This is a genomic window from Maribacter luteocoastalis (genome assembly GCF_048890225.1).
GTDB lineage: Bacteria > Bacteroidota > Bacteroidia > Flavobacteriales > Flavobacteriaceae > Maribacter > Maribacter luteocoastalis.
Window position 1 is genome coordinate 151631 of the sequence record NZ_JBMFZG010000009.1, and the last position, 16611, is coordinate 168241.

Genomic DNA, 16611 nt, shown 5'->3' on the forward strand with positions numbered 1-16611 from the left:
TCTTCTATTTCCACCAATCTTTTTTATTACGGATGTTATGATAATGCATCAATTCGATAAAAAGAGTTCAATCCTGCTATTTAAATTTTAATTGCGCCTTAGATTTTCTTAATTTTACGGAATTGCTTTAACATTAAAAATAGATAACTAATGGCATTCGATATTGATATGATTAAAGGGGTGTACGCCAATATGGCGGAGCGAGTGGATAAAGCACGTGAGATCGTGGGAAAACCGCTTACCCTTTCGGAGAAAATTTTATATTCCCACCTATGGGATGGTAATCCAACCAAGGCTTTTTCTAGAGGTAAGGACTATGTTGATTTTGCTCCAGATCGTATAGCATGTCAAGATGCAACGGCACAAATGGCCCTTTTACAGTTCATGCAAGCAGGTAAGCCTAAAGTAGCTGTGCCAACCACAGTACATTGTGATCACTTGATACAGGCTAAGAATGGTGCTGCGGCAGATTTAAAAATGGCGAATACCTCCAGTGCCGAGGTATTTAATTTTTTAGAGTCAGTTTCCAATAAGTATGGCATTGGATTTTGGAAACCAGGTGCAGGTATTATTCACCAAGTAGTATTGGAGAATTATGCATTTCCTGGCGGAATGATGATTGGAACAGACTCACATACCGTAAATGCTGGTGGTTTAGGAATGGTTGCTATTGGTGTTGGTGGAGCTGATGCCGTAGATGTTATGGCCGGTATGGCTTGGGAACTTAAGTTTCCTAAATTAATTGGTGTTAGATTAACCGGTGAGATTTCTGGTTGGACTGCCCCTAAAGATGTTATTTTAAAGGTTGCGGAGATTTTAACGGTAAAGGGAGGTACAGGCGCAATAGTTGAATATTTTGGGCCAGGCGCAAAGGCATTGTCCTGTACAGGCAAAGGAACCATATGTAATATGGGGGCTGAAATAGGTGCTACTACATCTACATTTGGTTATGATGAAGCTATGGAGCGTTATTTAAGGGCCACTGATAGGTCAGATGTTGCAGATGCAGCCAATGAAGTTAAAGATTGTCTTACTGCTGATGCAGAGGTGTATGCAAATCCTGAACAATATTTTGACCAAGTTATTGATATTGACCTTTCTAAATTAAATCCGTTATTGAACGGACCTTTTACGCCAGACCTCTCAACTGCTGTTGGTGATGAGATGACTGAAAAGGCTACTAAAAATGAATGGCCTTTACAGGTAGAATGGGGATTAATAGGGTCTTGTACCAACTCTTCATATGAAGATTTATCAAGAGCTTCCTCTATTGCACAACAAGCCTTGGACAAAGGAATTAAAATGAAAGCCGAGTTAGGTATTAATCCTGGTTCTGAACAAGTTAGATATACTGCTGATAGAGATGGGATTTTAGGGATTTTTGAAAAATTGGATGCTAAGATATTTACTAATGCATGTGGACCTTGTATAGGGCAATGGGCCAGGTATGGTGATCCAAAGAATGCCCCAAAGAACAGTATTGTACATTCTTTTAATAGAAACTTTGCAAAACGGGCTGATGGAAACCCAAATACACATGCCTTTGTAGCTTCACCAGAGATAACTGCTGCTATTGCAATTTCCGGTAGACTTGATTTTAATCCAATGACGGATACTTTGATTAATGAGCAAGGCCAAGAAGTAAAATTTGATGAGCCAACAGGGTGGGAGTTGCCACCAAAAGGTTTTGAGGTTGAAGATGCAGGATTTTTAGCACCAGAAGAGGATGGTTCCGGTGTTGAGGTTGTGGTTGACAAAGATTCTGAAAGACTACAGTTATTGGAGCCTTTTGTACCAATTAAGAATGAGCAGTTACAAGGAGTAAAATTATTGATCAAAGCCTTTGGGAAATGTACAACCGACCATATTTCTATGGCAGGACCTTGGTTACGTTTCAGGGGACATTTGGATAATATTGCCAACAATACGCTTATTGGTGCCGTTAATGCCTTCAATAAAAAGACAAACTTGGTTAAAAACCAGCTTACAGGTGAGTATGGAGGTGTACCCGATACACAGAGGGCTTATAAGGCTGAAGGAATAAAATCTATTGTTGTTGGAGACCACAATTATGGTGAAGGTTCCTCTAGGGAACATGCGGCAATGCAACCAAGGCATCTTGGCGTGGCAGCTGTGCTGGTAAAGTCTTTTGCGCGAATCCATGAAACAAACCTTAAAAAGCAAGGTATGTTAGGCCTAACTTTTGCCAATGAGAGTGACTATGACCTTATACAGGAAGATGACACCTTCAACTTTTTAGATATTTCAGATTTTGCCCCGGACAAACCCTTAACAATTGAGGTTGTTCATGCAGATGGAAGTAAGGATACTATACTAGCTAACCATACCTACAACGCAGCCCAGATCGGTTGGTTTAGGGAAGGATCTGCCCTTAACGTTATAAAAAGGGAAAACGCGGTTTAGTACCTGTAAAAATAAGTACATAAAACTCCCGAATATCCTCGGGAGTTTTTTAGTTTTGGATACTACATATTAAAAATGAAAAAAGAGACTGTTTATACCTTAGTTGTTATTGCCTTTGTTTTGTCATTTTTTGTTACCCCCTTAGGTGATTTTAGTAAAATTGTACTGAATAGATGGTTGGCAAGAGCGCCAACAATAATAAGTGAATCCAATCGAGGTAAAATAGCTGATTACAACTGGAGGTTAAAAGATGCTAAGTGGAATTTTATCAATTTTGAAAAATCAAAAGGAAAAGTTGTGTTTATCACCTTTTGGAATTCTTGGCATTTGCCATCCAAGGCTCAACTAAAGGATATCCAAAAACTATACGATTCATATAATGATAAAGTATCCTTCTATATTATTACAAATGAGGAAAGGGCTCCAGTTGAATTGTTTATGGAGAAAAATGGGTATACCTTTCCAGTAACCTACCAAATAGTTGGGGAACCAAGTCCTATCACTTTACTTAAGCCACCAGGGTCCTACATACTTGATAAAAAGGGTAGCATTGTAGTTCACCAAAATGCAGTTGCAGATTGGGATAATCAAAAAGTTATTAGTTTATTGGAACAACTTATAATTGAATAAATTGTTTAGTTTTTCTTAAAGTATTTAAAGGGAACGAATAACATTCCGAAACATTCCCCATCACTCTTTCCTAAATGCTTGTGATGCATTTTATGAGCTCTTCGCACACCTTTTGCATACCAATGATTGGCATTTCTAAATAACTTAAAACGTTGATGGATAAAGATATCATGAACCAAAAAATAAGCGATACCATAAGCTAAAATCCCAAAACCTAAGGGCCATCCAAACCAAAAGCCATTTGCTCCTGAATAGAAAAGAACCATACTTACGATAGCATAGAAAATAAAAAATGCATCATTACGCTCAAACCAAGAATCGTGGTCTTTATGATGGTGGTCTCTATGAAGGCTCCATAAAAAGCCATGCATTATATATTTATGTGTAAACCAGGCCATAAATTCCATAAAGGAGAATGTGCCAAAGAAAATTAATATCCAAAGTGCTATTTTCATGAAACTAAATTCATTTTATATTTAACATAGGACCGTGCCAGTAGTCCAAATTTTTCATAGTTAGGAACCCTAATGCGAGTATTTTTAATTTCCAATGAAGGCGTTTGTTGTAGTTTTTTAAGTAATTTAAAATAATACCTATAAGCAGTGTACACACCAAATTTTGCCTCTACCGGTAATCTTAAGATACCATCGTATCCTAATTTAAAATCTGATTCAATTTCGTCTACAATTTTTTTCTTGGAATTTTCGTCTAATTTCTTAAAATCGGTATTAGGAAAATATGAACGGTTTAATTCTTCAAAATCGGCCTTTACATCCCGTAAGAAGTTTACTTTTTGAAAAGCAGATCCCAATGCCATTGCAGATTCTTTTAAACTCTCATAGGACGTATTGCACCCATTTACAAAAACCTTTAAGCACATAAGGCCCACAACATCTGCAGAGCCATAGATGTACTCCTTATACTCTGCATCTGTTGTATATACACTTTTTATAAGATCCATTCGCATGCTTTTCATAAATGAGTCCACTAAGTGTTTTGGGATATCAAATTTATGATAGGTATGTTGAAAAGAATTTAGAATTGGATTTAAGCTTATCTTATCCGTTAATGCATCTTCTAGGTCTTTTTCAAATTTATCAAAAAGTTCATGTTTATTATAATCATGAAAAGTGTCCACTATTTCATCTGCAAATCGTACAAATCCATAAATATTATAGATATCCCCCCTAATTGAATTATGTAGCATTTTTGTTGCCAAGGTAAAAGAAGTACTATACCTCTGCGTAACAATTTTGCTACAATGATATGATGCTTGGTCAAATGTACTTTTCATAGGGTAATTTAATTTTCTTTTTCAATTAATTCAGAAACTAATTTTCCAGAAATCAATGCTGGCGGTACTCCAGGCCCTGGAACGGTTAATTGTCCGGTGAAAAATAAATTTCTCACTTTTGAACTTTTTAGTTTAGGCCTAAGGAATGCAGTTTGTGTTAGTGTGTTGGCCATTCCATAAGCATTTCCTTTATACGAATTATATCGACCTATAAAATCATTTACGCAGAAAGATTCCTTTAAGATAATATTATTCCGGATGTTTTGGCCAGTCCTTGTCTCAAATCTATCCATGACCACTTTAAAATAATGTTCCCTAAGGGTTGAAGAGTCTTCTAAGCCTGGAGCAATCGGAACTAAAAAGAATGCGGTTTCACAATTACTTGGCGCCATACTGGTATCTGTTACCGATGGAAAGTTGGCGTAGAACAAAGGATTGGATGGCCACTTAGGAGTATCATATATTTCTTGTGCATGCAGCTCAAAATCTGTATCAAAGAAAAGATTATGGTGTTCTATATTTTGTAATTTTTTATCGATACCTATATAAAACAGTAATGAGGATGGAGCAAATGTTTTCTTGTTCCAATAGCTTTCGCTGTATTGCCTATATTTAGGTTCCAGCAAATTTTCTGAATGATGGTAATCTGCCCCACTTAGAACAACGTTACCCATATAATTTTCACCTTCTACTTGTATTCCATTACTGATGCCGTTTTCAACTAGAATTTTATCTACCGTCTTATTCGTGTGGATCTTTACACCTAGTTCTTGGGCTAGATCACCCATAGCCCTAATAATTTCATACATACCACCTTTGGGATGCCAAGTGCCCAAACCAAAATCTGCAAAATTCATAAAGCTATAGAAAGAGGGTGTTTTGCTAGGTTTTGCACCGAGAAAAAGCACAGGGAATTCTAAAGTAGATATAAGTTTTGGGTTTTTAAAACGTTTTCTAACCTCTGAACTAATGGTTTTAAAAAATTGGTCAACTCTTAAAACAGTCTCTTTGGTTACAAGTTCTAAAGGGGATAAGCCTGGTCTTAGCACTATTTTATTGATGGCAATATCATAATTTTCTTGGGCAATAGCTATAAACTTTCGTAATTCCTTAGAACTACCTTCTTCTATTCGTTCAAACTCAGAACATATTTTGTCCATGGTGTCACCTATGGTTATAATATCGTCTGAAAAGAAAATTTTATAGGCAGGACTTAACTTGTCTAAGTGATAGTAGTCTGAGGCTTTTTTATCAAAATCGGCAAAAAACTTATCAAATATATCCGGCATCCAATACCAACTTGGACCCATATCAAAGGTAAAGCCCTCTTTTTTAAATTGGGAAGCCCTGCCGCCAATAGATTCGTTTTTTTCAAAAATACTTACTTCAAATCCTGCTTTAGCCAAATAACATGAAGCGGACAGTGAAGAAAACCCAGAACCTATAATAATGATTTTTTTGCCCATGTATAGCGTTATTTGTTGGCTAAAGTTTACTAATAACTTGTTCTATAGAAGTAAACGTTTTTATGAAATTGGGTAATTTACTCTCATCTATATATTGAATTTGTCTACCAAGAATCCATAAATTAGGATTGTTATATTCACTTACCAAATTCTTAAAATCCTCAACATATTTATTAATTTTGTCCTTTTCTGGAACTACCGTAAAATAGGATAAGAAATGAATATTGTTAAAATATTTCATCACATCCATTAAGTTTTCCATGGGTATGGTTTGTCCTAAATAAATGCATTGATAACCTCTGAGTACTATCTCATAGTTTAGGTACAATAATCCAATTTCATGTATTTCGTTTTCTGGAAGGTAAGTAACAAAAACCTTATCTGTTTTGGTAGGTTTTAAGTTTTGTAACTTTTCGGTATTAATGAGAATCTTTTGCTTTATCAATCCAGTTATAAAATGTTCATGCGCAGGACTTATTGTATCTGTTTGCCATAACAGACCTATCTCGTTTAAAAGGGGAATAAATGTTTCCTTAAAAATTTCCCGGAACGATTTTTCAGCAATAAGTGCATTGTAGGTGTTAAAAAAGATGGTTTGGTCAAAATTTACCATCGCCAATTTAAAGGCATTAATAACATGGTCCTTGTTACTTTTTTTAGAGACTATTTCCCTTACAACCAATGGAATATTAGATTCTGGAATTTTAGCAATTTTGGAAATTTTATAACCATTGTGGTATAACAAGGTAATGTTAAGGAGTTTTTGTAAGCTGGCTAGGCCATAGGTTCTAATATTAGTGTCTGTACGTTCTGGAGTTAGTAGATTATAGCGTTTTTCCCAAATTCTAATGGTATGTGCTTTTATTCCAGATAGGTTTTCAAGGTCACGAATGCTAAAATTCTTTTTTACATTGTTCATATATTCTGTAAAATCGTTAAACAAATCTACAATTAAAACAATTAACTTTTTTATAATTCAACGTTAAAATTCATAAAATGAAAAAGCCGGGTGATAACCCGGCCATTGTGCCCACGACTAGATTCGAACTAGCACGTCCTTACGAACACTACCCCCTCAAGGTAGCGTGTCTACCAATTTCACCACGTGGGCATTTTATTAGTAGGATACAAATATAGAAAGCTATATCTCAAATAAAAAGGTATTCAACGGATTTGTGAAGGTTACATTTTTAAATTATTTGCAAACAGAGATTTGTATTTTTTTGGAGTTATTGATTTCGATATATTGTGGGGCTAACACCTTTGATCAATTTAAATTTTTTATTAAAATTGGTGCTCGAGTTAAATCCAGAAAGATTGGCTATTTCACTAACTGAGAGGTCTTTTTTAGTTACCAGCAACTGGCTTGCATGTTGAATTCTAATGGCTATTAAAAATTGGAAAAAGGTTTTGTTGGTACGTTGTTTAAAAAACCTGCAAAAGGCGGTTGGGGTCATATAGGCCATTTTAGCTATTTGTTGTAACTGAATTTCTGCGTGGAAGTTTTTAATGACAAAATCTACAACAGTGCGCAATCGCTCCCCTTCTTGGGAGCTTAACGTTTTTGAATAAATGAATTTTGCAAGGGTTTCCTTTCTGACTTGGTTAAGGAGCACAAGTAATTCTAAAAACAATACAAAACGTTTTGTGTTATTTGTTTGTGCCAACCCTTGAATTTTATTTGCTATTTTGATTTGGTTTGAAAGTACCTTAAAACCAGTTTCGGATGATGAAAAAAAAGATTTTAATTCAGTTAAATCTGGTAAATCAAAAAATATTTTTCCAAAGGTGTTTTTCGTAAAAAAGAGAGAAATCATATGGGACTCTATAAAATGAGGGCTGCTTTGAAACATATGGGGCAAATTACCACCTAGTACAAAGATGTCTCCACTTGTAAAGTAATGAATTCCGTCACCGGCCAATAATTTTCCCTGCCCCTTTACTATGAGGCTTATTTGTATCTCTTTATGTTGGTGCAATTTATTGTAAAAGGTTGTTAGAACATCTTCTTGAACAACCAATTGGTTTTCTAATGGTTTGGGAATTTTAAAAGGATAAACTTTCATTTGAATCAAAATTATCAATAAATGTAAATCATATATATTAATTGAGGTAATATAGTGTCAAATAGAGGTAATATGGTGTAAGTATCGGGGCTTAAAATTGAATAAATTTGAATACTATCAAAATAGAAAAGAATGCATATAGATTGGAAGGGTGTAATGCCTGCAGTAACTACTAAATTCACCAAGGAGGACATTTTGGATATGGCTATGTTCGCCGTAAACATAAAAGCCCAATTAGATGCTGGTGTTAGTGGGATAATTTTAGGTGGCACACTTGGTGAGGCAAGCACACTTACCCAGAAAGAAAAACAAATATTAATTAGGGAAACGGTAAAACTAGTTGGGGGTACAGTACCTGTAATTATTAATATTGCCGAACAAACAACCAAAGATGCAATTGAGGCAGCGGCGATTGCGATGGACTGTGGGGCCAAAGGTTTAATGATGTTACCCCCAATGCGTTATAAGGCCAATGATTTTGAAACCGTCACCTATTTTAAGGCGGTTGCCAATAGTACAGATTTGCCCATTATGTTATATAATAATCCAATAGATTATGGTATTATGGTAACGTTGGATATGTTAGAAGAATTATTGGATTGTGATAATATTCAGGCAGTGAAGGAATCTACTAGGGATATTTCAAATATAACTAGAATAAAAAATAGGTTTGGCGACCGACTCAAAGTACTTACCGGTGTAGATACATTAGGTTTAGAGAGCCTGTTAATGGGCGCCGATGGCTGGGTTGCTGGATTGGTATGTGCTTTTCCTGCTGAAACCTGTGCTATATATGAATTGGCAAAAGCTGGTAAAATTCATGAAGCCTTACGCATTTATAGATGGTTTTTGCCTCTTTTGGAATTGGATATTAGTCCACAATTAGTACAAAATATTAAAATGGCAGAGGTAGCAACGGGTATTGGAACGGAATATGTGCGTGCACCAAGATTACCGTTGCAAGGGGCAGAAAGGGAACGTGTAGCCAAAATTATTGAGATAGGAATGGCGAATAGACCAACGTTACCTGACTATAAAGGATTAAATAATTAGTCCATCTTTTTATTTAAACTATAAACGAGTACCTCAGAATTGATTGCCATTTTATGTTTGATAGCACTATTCAAGTGAAAATGAACAAGAAAACTTTTGTTTGTATTGATGCCCACACTTGTGGAAACCCAGTCAGGGTTATAAAAGAGGGTGGTCCAGCATTAATTGGCGCCACTATGAGTGAAAAGCGCCAACATTTTTTAATGGAATATGACTGGATACGGACCGGCCTAATGTTTGAGCCTAGGGGCCATGATATGATGAGTGGTAGTATATTCTACCCACCCTGTTATCCAGAAAATGATTTTGGTATTTTATTTATTGAGACTAGTGGTTGTTTGCCCATGTGCGGCCATGGTACTATTGGTGCCATTACTATTGGAATAGAAGAAGGACTGCTAGTACCTAAAATTCCCGGCGAGTTAAGAATGGAAACTCCTGCAGGCTTGGTTAAAATCAAATATCAAAAGACGGGCGGTAAGGTAGATTGGGTGAAACTGGTAAATGTAACCTCTTATTTAGCCGCAGAAAATTTAAATATTGAATCTACTGAGTTGGGTACAATCCATTTTGATGTGTCTTATGGAGGAAATTTTTATGCTATCATAGATCCGCAGGAGAATTTTCATGGCTTGGAAAATTATACTGCTGGAAAGTTGGTGCAATTAAGTCAAGAAATTCGATTGTCCATTAACCAAAAATATCCTGATGAATTTATTCATCCAGAAGATGAAACCATAAATGGAGTGAGCCACATGCTATGGACTGGAGAGACAATTTCAAAGAATGCAACAGCCAGGAACGCGGTTTTCTATGGTGACAAAGCTATAGATCGTTCTCCTTGTGGTACAGGTACCTCTGCCCGTATGGCACAGTGGTTCGCAAAAGGTAAACTAGGGGTAGGTGATGAGTTTGTTCATGAAAGTTATATAGGATCACAGTTTATTGGTAAGGTAGAGAGCAAGGTGAATTTTTATGGAAAGCCAGCAATAATACCTAGTATCAAAGGCTGGGCAAGAATTTATGGTTATAATACCATTATTATTGATGATGACGACCCATATTCAAAGGGATTTCAAGTAATTTAGGTTTAGTAGTCAACTGCTTATATATGGGAAAGGAAATTGTTATCATTGGAGGAGGAATTGTAGGGCTTTGTTCTGCTTATTTTCTTCAAAAGGAAGGACATCAAGTTACTATTTTAGACAAAGGTGATATTACTTCGGGAGCTTCTTTTGTAAATGCAGGGTACATTACGCCTAGCCATATTATACCACTAGCATCACCTGGGATGATTGCTAAGGGCATTGGAATGATGTTCAATTCTTCAAGTCCCTTTTACATGAAGCCTAGATTGGACTATGAATTTTTTAAATGGTCGTGGTATTTTCATAAATCATCAACAATTGAAAAGGTAGAAAGAGCGATACCTATTATAAAGGATATTAATTTATTAAGTCAAGATCTGTTTTCCGATATTTTAAATTCAGCTGAATTGGGAAGTTTTCAATTAGAGAGGAAAGGTCTTCTTATGCTTTACAAGACACAGGAAAGTTACCAGCATGAAAAAGAAGTTGCAGAAAAAGCCAGTGTTTTGGGGTTAGAGGTTTCTGAATTGGACAAACAAGATTTATTGGTAAAAGAGCCAAATATAAAAATAGCCGCCGAAGGTGCCATACATTATGAATGCGATAGCCATACAACACCAACTGAGTTTATGCCTAAAATGTTGGAATATTTAAAAAAGGTAGGTGTTGGCGTAAAAATTAATGAAGAGGTAGTTGATGTAATTGCTAAGGGAAATAAAGTTGTTGAAGTTATTACCTCAAAAAACAGTTATCAACCGGACGAGGTTATATTGGCTGCTGGTTCCTGGAGTGCAAGCCTATCTAAAAAACTAAAAATAAACCTACCTTTACAGGCAGGAAAAGGTTATAGCATTAATGTGTATAGAAATACGGGAATTACTATGCCAGCCATACTTATGGAATCTAAAATTGCCGTAACCCCAATGAGTGGTTTCACCCGTTTTGCAGGTACAATGGAATTTTCCGGTATAAATAATGTCATTAGAAAAGAACGCGTTTTGGCAATAGCGAATGGTGTTTCCTCATTTTATCCGGAAGTAAAGATTACCAATGATGAAATAAAAAATGTGAAGACTGGTTTGAGACCAGTTACACCAGATGGGTTGCCTTACCTAGGTAAATCCAAAAATTTTGGTAATCTCATTTTTGCCACTGGGCATGCCATGATGGGCTGGAGCCTTGGACCCGCAACAGGAAAGTTGGTTGCCGAGATTAGTAGCGGTAAAAAGGCAAGCATGGATGTCTCTGCATTTAATCCCCATCGCAAGTTCAAATAAGGGTAATTGATAAATTTACTAAACGGTATAAAATTACCGTTCGTCTACAGTAAACCGTCATTCGTCAATGAATAAAAATTTAAATAGAATAAATAGTAGACTTTTAATTCTTAAACTTAAACACACATGGATATTTTATTAATTGAAGATGATGCTATTGAGGTCATGAAATTAGAACGGACCTTATCCAAATTAGAAACGAAACATACTATTGTTAAGGCTACTAATGGTGAAGAGGCATTGGAAATTTTAAAGACTGGGGAAAAATTGCCAAATATTATTCTTTTAGATTTGAATATGCCCAGAATGAGTGGTATTGAATTTTTGGAAATTTTAAGGGATGACGATGTTTTTAAATACTTACCTACGGTTATTCTTACCACTTCAGAAAATAGGGCAGATTTGTTAAAGTGTTATAAAACAGGAGTTGCCGGATATGTCATAAAACCTCTTAAATATGAAGACTACGAATCCAAGATAAAAAAGGTTTTAGAATACTGGGACATCAACGAATTGGTGAAAGGCTAACAAAAAAAGCCATTTCACAACAAATATTTTACCTTAGGTAATACTTTTCTTACTTTTGAATTTCTAAATAGGTATAATGAAAGGTATTGTTTTTACAGAATTTTTAGAAATGGTTGAGGCCAAATTCGGCTTACAAACCGCGGATGACATTATTGAAAAATCAGATTTACCATCTGAGGGTATCTACACTTCTATAGGTACCTATAGTTTTAATGAGATGATCAGTCTTATTACCCAATTGAACAAAGAGACCAATATCCCTCCTGGAGATTTAATTTATGCCTTTGGTCATTATCTTTTTTCCGGATTAGGAAAAGCCCATCCAGAAGTTATTGCCAATTACAACTCACCACTTGGGCTCTTATATTCGATTGAGGACCATATACATGTACATGTAAAAAAAATATACCCAGAAGCGGAACTTCCTACCTTTAGGATTTTGGATAAAACGGATACTTCCTTAACTATGATATATTCCTCTTCTAGAGGTCTATACAGATTGGCTCATGGGCTAATAGAAAAGACTTTTGAACATTTTAATGCTTCGGCACAAGTGTCCTATGAACTTTTAAAAGAAGATGGTACACAAGTGAAATTTAATATTGTCCAGAATGGATAGCGAAATAGCGCTTCTTAAAAAAGCCTTGGAGCGTCAGAAAAAGGCAAGATTTCAGGCAGAGAGGATACTGGAGGAAAAATCAAAGGAGTTGTATGATGTTACGAGACATTTAAGGGAAACCAATGGTAGATTAGAAAACTTGTTAAATGATAAGACCTCTGAGCTAGAAGGTGTTTTTGCAAACATTATTGATCCTTACGTAGTAATGGACCTCAAGTTTAATGTCATTAACATGAACATATCTGCCAAGGAATTTTTGGGTTATGACAATAGTAAAGAAGTAATAAACCTAACACAATTAGTTCACAAAGACTTTGCACAGTATACGGCCGAATCAATGAAATCCCTTTTAGAGGTCGGATTGCTGAAAAATTATAGAGCCAAAATTATCATTAAAGATGGTTCGGAAAAGTGGGTTCAGATTAATAGTAGCCTAATATATAATAAAGAAGGAAAACCTATTGGAGCCCAAGGTATAGTTAGAGACGTTACTAATGAAATGGAAGTAAAAGAATTGCTTTCGGAACAACGTAAACAGTTGGATATCATTATAAATAATTCCCCCTTAGGTATAATGCTCACCAAAAATGGTAAAATCCTTAAAGCCAATAGGACTATGGCTAATTTGTTAGGCCATAACATTGAGGATTTAACATCGTTGACCATCAAGGACATTACTGTACCGGAGTATTACGAGGAGAGTGAACAATTAATGCAGAAAATGAACAATGGTAAATTGAATAAGTTTTCTCTTGTTAAAAAATATCTGAAAAAAGATGGTTCAAAAGTAAATATAAAGGTTTCGGTAAGTGCTGTAAACAATGATCACGGTAAAACAGAATATCACGTGGCCATGGTAGAGGATATTACCAAGCAACTGCAAGCAGAGGAAAGATTAAGGTCAGAAAGGGAAAAATATAGCCGTATCATTGCCAATATGAACCTAGGTTTGATCGAGGCAGATTTAAATGGTAATATCCTACTTGTTAACCAAAGTTTTTGCAACATGAGCGGTTATCAAGAGCATGAATTAATAGGAAAAAAAGCTACCGATTTTCTTAGACTAAAGGATAAAAATATTGTGAAAGAAAAATTAGCTTTAAAAGAAAAAGGTAAATTAAATTCTTTTGAAATTGAGGTATTTGATAAAACAGGGGCTAAAAAACATTGGCTATTAAGTGGTGCGCCTATTTATGACATTCATAATAAGGTTAGTGGTTCCATAGGAATACATTTGGACATTACCAATCAAAAGAAATTAGAATTACAGAAAGAACACTTGGTTAAGGAACTAGAGAATAGTAATAAGGGCTTACAAGAATATGCCCATATTGTTTCCCATGATTTAAAATCCCCCTTAAGAAGTATTAGTGCACTGGCAACTTGGATGCAGGAAGATTATAAAGATGTTTTGGATGAAGGAGGGCAGCATAACTTGCAGCTAATGCAAGAGAAAATTGCGTCTATGGATAAGCTGATTCATGGAATTTTAGAATATTCTACAGCCAATAGTTCGGAACTGGACTCTAAAAAAGTAGATCTGAATGAGGTAGTGGCCGAAGTTGGGGAAACTATCTATATACCTAATAACGTTACTTTAAGTATTCCAGAGAAATTACCTGTTTTACAGGCAGACCGTACTAAATTGCGACAACTGTTCCAGAATATTATTGGTAATGCCGTAGTACACATAGAGAAAGAAAAAGGACTGGTTGAGGTATTGTGTAAAGAAACAACCACTCATTATATTTTTAATATTAAGGACAATGGCGTTGGTATACCTAAAGAATATCACAAGAAAATATTTGAAATATTTCAATCTATTGGTAACAAGGAAAGATCAACAGGTATTGGGCTGTCTATAGTCAAGAAAATAGTTGATCGATATGGAGGTGAAGTCTGGGTAGATAGTATAGTAGGGGAGGGAACGGAATTCCAGTTCACTTTAAACAAGGAAATCTGCTCATTTAAATAAATAATATGAAAGTAGCTCAAGGAATTAAAAAATTAGGTCAACCATTTACGCTAGATAATAAGATGTCTTTGGAAAATCCATTAGTTTTGGTATTTGGGAACAGGTATTTATTGGAGGATGTATCTATTTATGAAGAAGTCAGATCTTTATTTCCAACAGGGCATATTGTATTTGGTTCCACTTCTGGAGAAATTATGCAGGATGTGGTTTATGAAAACTCAGTTGTACTTACGGCCATAGAATTTGAAAAAAGTAAATTTGAAGTCAAGACTAAAAATGTAAAGGATTTTAATCACAATGATTATAATCTAGGCGAAGATTTATTTAATGGGTTTCCAAAGGATAATTTACAGTATTTCTTTATAGTTTCTGAGGGGAGCACGGTAAATGGCAGTGCTTTAATTAAAGGCCTAGAGAAAAATATGGCCAAAGAAATAGGCCTTTCTGGAGGTTTATGTGGTGATGACGCCCGTTTTGAAAAAACATTGGCATCTTATAATGAAAACCCAAAGGAGGGTGAGATAGTAGCTATAGCATTTTACGGTGATAGTTTAGAGGTAACCAGTGCAAATTATGGTGGTTGGACATCCTTTGGGCCAGAAAGAAGAATTACCAAGTCGGAGAATAATATTCTTTATGAATTAGATGGGAAACCGGCGTTGGATTTATATAAAAAATATTTGGGTGACAAAGCAGATGAATTACCTAAATCTGCATTACTGTACCCGTTAAGTGTTCGTAAGGAAAATGAAGAGCCATTGGTAAGGACCATCTTAAATATCAATGAAAAAGATAATTCCATGGTTTTAGCAGGCGATGTACCAGAGGGATCAAGGGTGCAACTCATGATGTCCACTATAGATGATATAGCAAATGGGGCCAGGACTGCAGCAGAACTTGCTATGGAAAATAGGGTTAATAATCCACAGCTTGCATTATTGGTGAGTTGCGTTGGCAGAAAATTGGTAATGGACCAAAGAACAGAGGAAGAATTGGAAGAAGTTATTTCCATTGTAGGTGAGAACACCAAAATTTCAGGTTTTTACTCCTATGGTGAAATGGCACCATTTGCTGGGATGGGAAATTGTAAATTACACAATCAAACTATGACCTTAACTTTATTTAGCGAATAATGTCATCACTATTAGATAGACAAATACGAAAGTATTTACCTGAACACCTAAAGGATAGTCCAGAAATGGACCAATTCTTGGAAGCCGTGGGCAAGTCATACAGAAATTATGATGACAAGTTAACAATGATTCAAAGAGCAACAAAGATCAGCTCCGACGAGTTGTATAATGCCAATAGAGAATTGGAAGCTGAAGCACAAAGGCAAAAAAAGGTACTTTCATCACTAGAGGAGGCAGTAAAGAGCTTAAACTCAAATTTAGAGGAAGGTATAATGAAAGATGCTGAAGTATTACCTGTTGACGTTGAAAAATTGGCTTTCCATATTAAAAATTTAGCTTCCGATGTAACTAGGATAACCGATGAGAAAAGTATCTTATTAAAAGATTTGGAAGCTCAAAATGAATCGTTGAACAATTATATTCATATGGTTTCCCATGACCTAAAAACACCTTTACGTAATATACATGCGTTGATGTCATGGATTTTGGAAGAGGAAAAATGTAATTTTTCTGAAAGTAGTAAGGCCAATTGTGCTTTAGTTGGAGACAATTTATCAAGAATGGATAATCTTATTTCCGGCATTTTAAGACATGCAACGGTAGAACGGGAAACCAAAAAACGCTCCAATGTTGATACGTCTGCTTTAATAGGGGATATCATTAATAAATTGGAAATCCCCGAAAAAGTTAACATGCACATTAATAACAATCTTCCTGTTATACCAATACAAAAACTTTGGGCCGAACAAATATTTATAAACCTTATTGAAAATGCCGTTACGGCAACTGAGCATATTGACAACCCGAAGATTGAAATTGATTTTATTGAAGAAGACGAATTTTGGAAATTTACCGTTAAAGATAACGGGAAGGGTATTCCAGAAAAGCATCGAGTGAAAATTTTTGAAATGTTCAGTAAATTAGAAAATGGCACCAATGCCGCTGGGGTAGGCTTGGCTCTTGTAAAGAAAATTACAGGCTTGTTGAATGGTGATGTATGGTTAGAATCCAAGATGGGAGAGGGAACCACCTTTTTTATAACCTTAAAAAAAGAATAA

General features: G+C 35.5%; 15 protein-coding genes and 1 tRNA gene. 10 read left to right on the plus strand and 6 right to left on the minus strand.

From position 1 onward, the window contains the following. Window positions 1–150: 150 nt before the first annotated feature. Together ACOCEA_RS15675 and ACOCEA_RS15680 are read left to right on the plus strand one after the other, a co-directional pair. Complete coding sequence (locus ACOCEA_RS15675) at window positions 151–2424, plus strand: aconitate hydratase (RefSeq protein WP_420757208.1); 2274 nt, start codon at window positions 151–153, stop codon at window positions 2422–2424. Window positions 2425–2499: 75 nt separating this feature from the next. After that, a complete protein-coding gene (locus ACOCEA_RS15680) occupies window positions 2500–3054 on the plus strand; it encodes a TlpA family protein disulfide reductase (protein ID WP_420757209.1) in 555 nt (184 codons plus the stop codon). 5 nt (window positions 3055–3059) lie between these two features. Here ACOCEA_RS15680 and ACOCEA_RS15685 read toward each other — a convergent pair whose 3' ends face one another. The 6 genes from ACOCEA_RS15685 to ACOCEA_RS15710 form a co-directional block, all read right to left on the minus strand. Next, a complete protein-coding gene (locus ACOCEA_RS15685; RefSeq protein ID WP_420757210.1) occupies window positions 3060–3509 on the minus strand; it encodes a sterol desaturase family protein in 450 nt (149 codons plus the stop codon). Continuing rightward, on the minus strand, window positions 3506–4348 hold the full coding sequence (locus tag ACOCEA_RS15690; RefSeq protein ID WP_420757211.1) for a phytoene/squalene synthase family protein: 843 nt from the start codon (window positions 4346–4348) through the stop codon (window positions 3506–3508). The genes ACOCEA_RS15685 and ACOCEA_RS15690 overlap by 4 nt, the downstream gene beginning before the upstream one ends. An 8-nt stretch (window positions 4349–4356) precedes the next feature. Further along, window positions 4357–5814 (minus strand): phytoene desaturase family protein, encoded by a 1458-nt coding sequence (locus ACOCEA_RS15695; RefSeq protein ID WP_420757212.1) that lies wholly within the window; start codon window positions 5812–5814, stop codon window positions 4357–4359. Window positions 5815–5833: 19 nt separating this feature from the next. Further along, entirely contained in the window at window positions 5834–6733 is a 900-nt protein-coding gene (locus ACOCEA_RS15700) for a MerR family transcriptional regulator (protein ID WP_420757213.1), read from the minus strand. A gap of 108 nt (window positions 6734–6841) precedes the next feature. Beyond that, window positions 6842–6925 (minus strand) — tRNA-Leu (locus tag ACOCEA_RS15705). Between the two features lie 118 nt (window positions 6926–7043). After that, complete coding sequence (locus tag ACOCEA_RS15710) at window positions 7044–7880, minus strand: AraC family transcriptional regulator (RefSeq protein ID WP_420757214.1); 837 nt, start codon at window positions 7878–7880, stop codon at window positions 7044–7046. Window positions 7881–8012: 132 nt separating this feature from the next. On the opposite strand from ACOCEA_RS15710, the gene ACOCEA_RS15715 reads away from it, so the two are divergent. The 8 genes from ACOCEA_RS15715 to ACOCEA_RS15750 all read left to right on the plus strand — a co-directional run bounded on the left by ACOCEA_RS15715 (window position 8013) and on the right by ACOCEA_RS15750 (window position 16611). Beyond that, the gene (locus tag ACOCEA_RS15715; protein ID WP_420757215.1) at window positions 8013–8933 is read left to right on the plus strand and encodes a dihydrodipicolinate synthase family protein; all 921 of its coding nucleotides are present in this window, start codon (window positions 8013–8015) and stop codon (window positions 8931–8933) included. Between the two features lie 80 nt (window positions 8934–9013). Next, entirely contained in the window at window positions 9014–10021 is a 1008-nt protein-coding gene (locus ACOCEA_RS15720; protein WP_420757216.1) for a 4-hydroxyproline epimerase, read from the plus strand. Window positions 10022–10044: 23 nt separating this feature from the next. Next, window positions 10045–11298: an NAD(P)/FAD-dependent oxidoreductase gene (locus ACOCEA_RS15725; protein WP_420757217.1), complete on the plus strand. Its 1254-nt coding sequence runs from the start codon at window positions 10045–10047 to the stop codon at window positions 11296–11298. Window positions 11299–11424: 126 nt separating this feature from the next. Further along, entirely contained in the window at window positions 11425–11826 is a 402-nt protein-coding gene (locus tag ACOCEA_RS15730) for a response regulator (protein WP_420757218.1), read from the plus strand. Between the two features lie 76 nt (window positions 11827–11902). Continuing rightward, window positions 11903–12445 carry a heme NO-binding domain-containing protein gene (locus ACOCEA_RS15735; RefSeq protein WP_420757219.1) on the plus strand — a complete coding sequence of 181 codons (543 nt, stop codon included), beginning with the start codon at window positions 11903–11905 and terminating at the stop codon, window positions 12443–12445. Further along, entirely contained in the window at window positions 12438–14420 is a 1983-nt protein-coding gene (locus ACOCEA_RS15740; RefSeq protein ID WP_420757220.1) for a PAS domain-containing sensor histidine kinase, read from the plus strand. Before ACOCEA_RS15735 ends, ACOCEA_RS15740 begins: the two co-directional genes overlap by 8 nt. Window positions 14421–14425: 5 nt before the next feature. Beyond that, the gene (locus tag ACOCEA_RS15745; protein ID WP_420757221.1) at window positions 14426–15553 is read left to right on the plus strand and encodes an FIST signal transduction protein; all 1128 of its coding nucleotides are present in this window, start codon (window positions 14426–14428) and stop codon (window positions 15551–15553) included. Further along, window positions 15553–16611, plus strand: a complete 1059-nt coding sequence (locus tag ACOCEA_RS15750; protein WP_420757222.1) for a sensor histidine kinase — start codon at window positions 15553–15555, stop codon at window positions 16609–16611. Before ACOCEA_RS15745 ends, ACOCEA_RS15750 begins: the two co-directional genes overlap by 1 nt.

Bases quoted from the DNA above. Each gene is read 5' to 3' on its own strand.
- ACOCEA_RS15675 (WP_420757208.1), top strand. From the start codon at position 151: ATGGCATTCGATATTGATATGATTAAAGGGGTGTACGCCAATATGGCG.
- ACOCEA_RS15680 (WP_420757209.1), top strand. From the start codon at position 2,500: ATGAAAAAAGAGACTGTTTATACCTTAGTTGTTATTGCCTTTGTTTTG.
- ACOCEA_RS15685 (WP_420757210.1), bottom strand. From the start codon at position 3,509: ATGAAAATAGCACTTTGGATATTAATTTTCTTTGGCACATTCTCCTTT.
- ACOCEA_RS15690 (WP_420757211.1), bottom strand. From the start codon at position 4,348: ATGAAAAGTACATTTGACCAAGCATCATATCATTGTAGCAAAATTGTT.
- ACOCEA_RS15695 (WP_420757212.1), bottom strand. From the start codon at position 5,814: ATGGGCAAAAAAATCATTATTATAGGTTCTGGGTTTTCTTCACTGTCC.
- ACOCEA_RS15700 (WP_420757213.1), bottom strand. From the start codon at position 6,733: ATGAACAATGTAAAAAAGAATTTTAGCATTCGTGACCTTGAAAACCTA.
- ACOCEA_RS15710 (WP_420757214.1), bottom strand. From the start codon at position 7,880: ATGAAAGTTTATCCTTTTAAAATTCCCAAACCATTAGAAAACCAATTG.
- ACOCEA_RS15715 (WP_420757215.1), top strand. From the start codon at position 8,013: ATGCATATAGATTGGAAGGGTGTAATGCCTGCAGTAACTACTAAATTC.
- ACOCEA_RS15720 (WP_420757216.1), top strand. From the start codon at position 9,014: ATGAACAAGAAAACTTTTGTTTGTATTGATGCCCACACTTGTGGAAAC.
- ACOCEA_RS15725 (WP_420757217.1), top strand. From the start codon at position 10,045: ATGGGAAAGGAAATTGTTATCATTGGAGGAGGAATTGTAGGGCTTTGT.
- ACOCEA_RS15730 (WP_420757218.1), top strand. From the start codon at position 11,425: ATGGATATTTTATTAATTGAAGATGATGCTATTGAGGTCATGAAATTA.
- ACOCEA_RS15735 (WP_420757219.1), top strand. From the start codon at position 11,903: ATGAAAGGTATTGTTTTTACAGAATTTTTAGAAATGGTTGAGGCCAAA.
- ACOCEA_RS15740 (WP_420757220.1), top strand. From the start codon at position 12,438: ATGGATAGCGAAATAGCGCTTCTTAAAAAAGCCTTGGAGCGTCAGAAA.
- ACOCEA_RS15745 (WP_420757221.1), top strand. From the start codon at position 14,426: ATGAAAGTAGCTCAAGGAATTAAAAAATTAGGTCAACCATTTACGCTA.
- ACOCEA_RS15750 (WP_420757222.1), top strand. From the start codon at position 15,553: ATGTCATCACTATTAGATAGACAAATACGAAAGTATTTACCTGAACAC.